This is a genomic window from Pseudoalteromonas sp. UBA6610 (assembly GCF_002433295.1).
Lineage (GTDB): Bacteria > Pseudomonadota > Gammaproteobacteria > Enterobacterales > Alteromonadaceae > Pseudoalteromonas > Pseudoalteromonas atlantica.
Genome location: NZ_DJHW01000019.1, coordinates 1 through 5,702, shown reverse-complemented (window position 1 = coordinate 5,702; position 5,702 = coordinate 1). Strand labels below are relative to the sequence as shown.

Sequence of the window (5,702 nt, the reverse complement as noted above, 5' to 3'; positions counted from 1 at the left end):
TTAAATTGACATTCATGATAAAAACAGGCATATTCCACGGCCTTTAATTTAAGCTTTATTTAAGATTGTTAGGAGCAAACCTTGGCTAACATCAAGTCTGCAAAAAAACGCGCTATCACTAGCGAAAAAAACCGTCAGCACAACGCAAGCCGTCGTTCAATGATGCGTACTTACTTCAAAAAAGTAACCGCTGCTATTGAAGCTGGCGATAAAGAAGCTGCACAGCAAGCTTTCTCTGTTGCTACACCTATCCTAGACCGTTACGCAACTAAGGGTCTAATTCATAAAAACAAAGCAGCTCGTCATAAGAGCCGTTTAGCAGCTAAAATTAAAGCGCTATAATTTGTTTTATGATTAAAAAACCGGCTTAGGCCGGTTTTTTTATATCTAAAATTTGGTATTTAGCAATCCGCTAAACTTTAAGCTAATTTAACGCATTACTATTAAAGCTGGTTAAACGTTTTCCAAATCGGGATAAAACTTTTTCAACATGGCCGCAATTTTTTTAGGCGTAAATGGCTTAACCACAAATCCTTTAGCACCTTTATCGATGGCTTCTTTAACATTTTCGACTGCTGAATGGGCCGACACCATCACCACATTAGTTTCAGGGTTAATATCATTAATTTGCGCGATTAACTCTTTACCATCGCCGTCAGGCAGTTCAATATCTAAAAAAATCATATTGTAATTAGCTGCTTGGCATTCGCTAATGCATTGTTTAGCCGTTGAAGCCTCTTTAACGTTTTCTATTCCTAAGTGCATGAGCGTTTGGCTCAAAAAACTACGCACTGTGCTAACATCATCTACTATTAAAATTGATAGCTGCGTATCCATGTATCTTCCTCGTAGGCTAAAAGCATTGTATAAGTTATTATATAACTAGATATTTAATCATTTTATTATAGAGACCTACGCTCAAAAGGCCAGATTTGCTTTATGTCAAACAACACAAAAAAACAATCATTGCTTGGTAAAACACCACAAAAAAGAAAAACCCCTGTAAAAAAGCCCCGCAATAGGCCGCAAACAGCACCGCAATCTTCAGCTAACCCAACATCAACCCCAGCGGAGCAGCCTGTAAAGTCTAAAACAGGGTTACTTATTACGCTGGCTATCATTTTTGCTGTAGCCATTATTTTTCCAAAACCAACTTTGCTCACCTATAAAAAATTAGGGTTAGTGAGCGAAAGTATTTATTGGCCTGGGATCTTTGGGTATGGCCGTACATTACTTGATTCAAACTTACACCCGCAGCTAGACGAGAAGCGCAATGCCCTTTATTTATGCGCAGATATGAAGGCGCCGCAAAGCTGTCAAAAGTACCAACTAATAAAAAATAATGGCTTTTTTGCTGCACTTGCTAGCTATATTTAGCATTAAAAAAACTAATCTGAAAATTTAAAATTACTTGGTTGAAAGGTGTGCAAAAGATCAACATAATGGCGCTCCTTTTTTCAACAACTGAACTATTGAAACGACCATGCTAAACGAGCTAGATTGGCTTTTAAACACTGTATTACTTGCACTAGGTTTAGGTGCATTCTTTATTAACCACATAACAATACTGCGTGTTGCAGCGATTAGTGCATGTGGTCTGTTATTTTTGTCTTTTAGCTTGGATTTAATGTCGTCGAGTGTTATTTCGAATATGAGTTTAGTGTTGATCAATACATTTTACTTGTTCAAAGTATATACGTTTGGACAATTTAATGTAACGCAGAGTTAACATTTCCCCTTAGAATATTTTATAGCCCAGCCTTGCTGGGCTTTTTTATTTGAAAAATTAAAAGGCTTGGGGAACAGATTGAACTAAGATAAAATTTATCTCGTATTAATCCTCATTTAGGTCTTACTATGTCTTTATCTGATTTCGATTTATTTTTATCTTCTATGGAAGATGTAAAACCTATAAACCACGATACTGTAACTCCCCTTGCAAGTAATCCCAGTGCCACCCTTGCCCAACAAGAAAAACGCAAAGCTGCCGAGCTTAGCCTTGCGAATGACGAAAATTACTTACAATCTGAGCATGTAGAGCTTTTAGACCCACATGCATTACTCAGTTTTAAAAAAGATGGCGTACAAAGCGCAGTATTTAAAAACTTACGCTTAGCTAAATACCAAGTTGATGCCACATTAGATTTGCATGGCCAATTACTTAAAAACGCACGCACAACATTATTTAACTTTATTACTGATTGCCACCAGCGAAACATTCGCGTTGTACTAGTTCGCCATGGCATTGGTATAAAAAATAAAGCTAAGCCCGGTATACTAAAGAGCTATGTTAATAAGTGGCTACAGGCTCTACCCGCGGTATTAGCGTATCATACCGCTTTAAAGCACCATGGTGGCAGTGGCGCAACGTATGTGTTGCTTAAAAAAAGTGATGAGAAAAAGCATGAAAACCGAGAGATCCATGCTAAACGGTACTAATTAACTTATTTTACTAAATACCAGTAACGAAGCGCACTTTAGTAATTAAATGACCTAATGAAAGGTGGGTTCTCTTTAATTATCTGGCTTTATTAAGCCAAAAACAAATTAACAGAGCCCCCTTTTTTATAATGTGCCTACAAATACGCCTATTCACTTTGTGAAGTTTTGCTTTGTGGCACTTGATCGGCACTCGCTTGGTTAAACCAAGCAGACACGCCTAGCACTATAATAGAAACCACTACTAAACTTAGTTTTACTCCGCCTTGACTTGATTTCATACGTTACTCTTATTATTTTTATTTTAGTGACTAAACTTCACAATAATTAAAATTACAAATGTTAACAAGCTGTTTGTTAAACTGTTTTGCTATCTATTAATAACCTTTTGTTCTATTAACCCGATTATTTAATGTAAGGCCGCTTTTTAGGCGATTAATATTTTCTGCAATTTGCGCTGTTACGCTATTTAAATCAGATAACGCGGCGCAGTGTGGTGTAATCGTTATTTTAGCGTTACGCCAAAATGGGTGGTCGTGCGGTAGCGGCTCTTGGGTAAATACATCGAGCGTGGCAGCCCTTAACATTTCACTGTTAAGTGCGTTTATTAAATCTTGCTCTACTAGGTGCTCTCCTCTGGCAACGTTAATTACACAGGCATGGGCCGGTAACTTAGCTAATAAATCGGCATTAATAATACCCTTAGTATCTTTTGTTAGCGGCAGTAGGCATACCAAGTAGTCAATTGTGGGCAGCATTTCATTAAGGCCTTGCTGCTGAGAATATAGATGCACCTGCTCATCGCTTTTTTCAGTTTTTGACCAAGCGCTTACCGTAAAGCCATTCAGGGTTAGTTTTTTGGCGCACGCTTTACCTAGCTCACCAAAGCCTAAAATACCCACGTGATTATATTTATATGCGCGCTTAGGTTTATAATTGCATTGTGATTGCTTAACAAAATACTCTTTTAAACGCAGCTTGTGCGCAAGTACATGGCCTAGCACGTACTCTGCCATATCTTGAGCAAGCTCAGTATCAACAATGCGAACAACGTCTACCTCTTCAGGCAATAAAGACATATTAATACTATCTACACCCGCCCCAAACGATGACACCGCATTTAAATTTGGTAATTGCTGCCACAAATCATCTGGTGCATTCCAGGCTAATACAAACTCTACATTGTTGAGCTTTTGACACTCTGGCCATTGGATTATTTCTTCATTGGGTAATAGCTCTTTTAGCTTTGCAATTAGCTTTGTATTATCTCGCCCGGTAATGGCTACTAATACCGACATAGAAGCTCCTAATTTTATTGAATAAATTTTATCTACACTAATAAACAACTGAGCAGCTCGTTATGTGCTCTTTAAAAAGTCACACAACTGCAAAGTAAATGTCACACCCTTTTTTTACTCTAAACAGGATGGCGAATAGGCCAAATTGTAAATGAGGTTAATATGATAAGCGTTGATAAAGTAATAGCAGCAAACTTACCACAATTAGAGAACTCCCCTAAAGTAAAAGGTTTAGTTAAAAAGGGGCTTGGCTACTTATTACATGAACAAGAATTTGTCGCCTTTGGCGATGCTTACCCCCATTTACAAGGGCTAGAGTTTGTTGAACAAGTGCTTGATGAGCTTGACTTTGATACCCGCTATAAACCAAAACAAATTGAAAACATACCCAGCGAAGGTAAGTTAGTTATTGTGGCTAACCATCCCATTGGCTCGCTCGACGCACTTGCGCTGATAAAAGTACTTTCCAGCGTTAGGCAAGATTTAAAAGTGGTTGCCAATCGCATGCTAATGTCGGTCACCCCTATGCATTCATTGCTGTTGCCAGTAGATAATTTATCGGGAACCAGTAAAAAACAAGAATTAAGTAATATACAAAAACACTTAAAAGATGAAGGTGCGTTACTTATTTTCCCTGCGGGAGAGGTCTCGCGTTTAAGCCCTACCGGTATAAAAGATTGCAAGTGGAACAGTGGCTTTTTACGCATGGCTAAAAAAGCAAACAGCCCTATTTTACCTATTTATATAAAGGCCAAAAACAGCCCGCTTTTTTATGGCACCTCAATGATTTACAAACCACTTGCGAGCTTATTATTAGTAAAAGAAATGTTTAAGCAGCGACAAAAGTCATTAGAATTTGAAATTGGTGCTTCCATTCCGCCTGAGTCATATTTAATCGAAAACTTAAAAGATAAAGAAATCGTTAATCTCATTCGCAAGCAACTTTATCGCCTTACCACTAAAAAGCCCCTTCCCCTTAAAACCCAAACCCCTATTGCAATACCTGAGTGCCGCAAAGAGCTTAAAAAAGCCATAGAGAGTTGTCAGTTATTAGGCAAAACACAGGATGGCATGCATATTCATTTATACCAGTACACTGGCAGCTCACCAGTGTTTAGAGAGCTTGGACGACTGAGAGAAATTGCCTTTAGAGCGGTAGGTGAAGGCAGCGGAAAACGCCGCGACATCGACAAATATGATATGGACTATCAACACTTAGTGCTATGGGATCCTACGCAGCTAGAATTAGTGGGTGCATATCGCCTTGCTTGTGCAAAGGAAATAATAGAGAAACATGGCCGAGAAGGCTTATACACCGATAGTTTATTTAGTTACACACAAGCAATGAAACCGTATTTAGAGCAAGGTATAGAACTTGGCCGCAGCTTTGTGCAACCTAAATATTGGGGGCGTAAAAGCTTAGACTACTTATGGTACGGTATTGGCGCATTTATTAAAAACTACCCGCAATATCGTTACTTATTTGGCGCGGTGAGCGTTTCTAACGCCTTGCCTGAACAGGCAAAAGCCATGCTCGTGCATTACTATCAACATTATTATAAATCAGAGCAACACCTCGCCACCCCCAATAACGAGTTTAAATTAAGCGAGCAACAACTCACTCAGTGTAAAACTGTTTTTAGTGGCAACGATGTAAAAGAAGACTTTGTAGAATTAAAACATGTACTGGCCAATATGGGGGCACAAGTTCCTACACTATTTAAGCAATATACTGAGCTGTGCAAGCCTGGCGGCGTAAAGTTTTTAAGCTTTAGTATCGACCCCGACTTTAACAACTGTATTGATGGGTTAGTACTGGTAGATTTACAAAACGTAAAAGAAAATAAAGCCAAGCGCTATTTAGGTTAGGGCGTGTTGAACTTTACGGATTGAAATTTGTTCAATCTAGGGGCGATTTAATCGCGGCGCGAGGTTTGTAACCTAGTGGGCTAAGTAAAAACCGAG

8 protein-coding genes are annotated in these 5,702 nt (G+C 38.7%); 5 read left to right on the top strand and 3 right to left on the bottom strand.

Features of this window, described 5'->3' with window-relative positions; all coding sequences use genetic code 11:
• The first annotated feature begins 81 nt into the window (after window positions 1-81).
• Window positions 82-342, top strand: coding sequence for a 30S ribosomal protein S20 (gene rpsT, locus B4F91_RS02470; RefSeq protein ID WP_004588355.1), 261 nt, complete (start codon window positions 82-84; stop codon window positions 340-342).
• A 111-nt stretch (window positions 343-453) separates the two neighbouring features.
• Here rpsT and B4F91_RS02465 read toward each other — a convergent pair whose 3' ends face one another.
• Complete coding sequence (locus B4F91_RS02465; protein ID WP_004588354.1) at window positions 454-837, bottom strand: response regulator; 384 nt, start codon at window positions 835-837, stop codon at window positions 454-456.
• 102 nt (window positions 838-939) lie between these two features.
• Here B4F91_RS02465 and B4F91_RS02460 point away from each other — a divergent pair, with 102 nt between their 5' ends.
• The 3 genes from B4F91_RS02460 (at window position 940) to smrA (ending at window position 2,439) form a co-directional block, all read left to right on the top strand.
• The gene (locus tag B4F91_RS02460; protein ID WP_096041382.1) at window positions 940-1,377 is read left to right on the top strand and encodes a hypothetical protein; all 438 of its coding nucleotides are present in this window, start codon (window positions 940-942) and stop codon (window positions 1,375-1,377) included.
• A 106-nt stretch (window positions 1,378-1,483) separates the two neighbouring features.
• Window positions 1,484-1,729, top strand: coding sequence for a hypothetical protein (locus B4F91_RS02455; RefSeq protein WP_083901815.1), 246 nt, complete (start codon window positions 1,484-1,486; stop codon window positions 1,727-1,729).
• A gap of 128 nt (window positions 1,730-1,857) precedes the next feature.
• On the top strand, window positions 1,858-2,439 hold the full coding sequence (smrA, locus tag B4F91_RS02450; RefSeq protein WP_024032280.1) for a DNA endonuclease SmrA: 582 nt from the start codon (window positions 1,858-1,860) through the stop codon (window positions 2,437-2,439).
• A gap of 149 nt (window positions 2,440-2,588) precedes the next feature.
• Here smrA and B4F91_RS02445 read toward each other — a convergent pair whose 3' ends face one another.
• Together B4F91_RS02445 and B4F91_RS02440 are read right to left on the bottom strand one after the other, a co-directional pair.
• Window positions 2,589-2,720 carry a hypothetical protein gene (locus tag B4F91_RS02445; protein ID WP_257125150.1) on the bottom strand — a complete coding sequence of 44 codons (132 nt, stop codon included), beginning with the start codon at window positions 2,718-2,720 and terminating at the stop codon, window positions 2,589-2,591.
• A 96-nt stretch (window positions 2,721-2,816) separates the two neighbouring features.
• On the bottom strand, window positions 2,817-3,737 hold the full coding sequence (locus tag B4F91_RS02440) for a 2-hydroxyacid dehydrogenase (RefSeq protein WP_096041381.1): 921 nt from the start codon (window positions 3,735-3,737) through the stop codon (window positions 2,817-2,819).
• A gap of 162 nt (window positions 3,738-3,899) precedes the next feature.
• Between B4F91_RS02440 and B4F91_RS02435 the strand changes: the two genes are divergently transcribed.
• Window positions 3,900-5,606, top strand: coding sequence for a GNAT family N-acyltransferase (locus tag B4F91_RS02435; RefSeq protein ID WP_029774118.1), 1,707 nt, complete (start codon window positions 3,900-3,902; stop codon window positions 5,604-5,606).
• Window positions 5,607-5,702 lie beyond the last annotated feature (96 nt).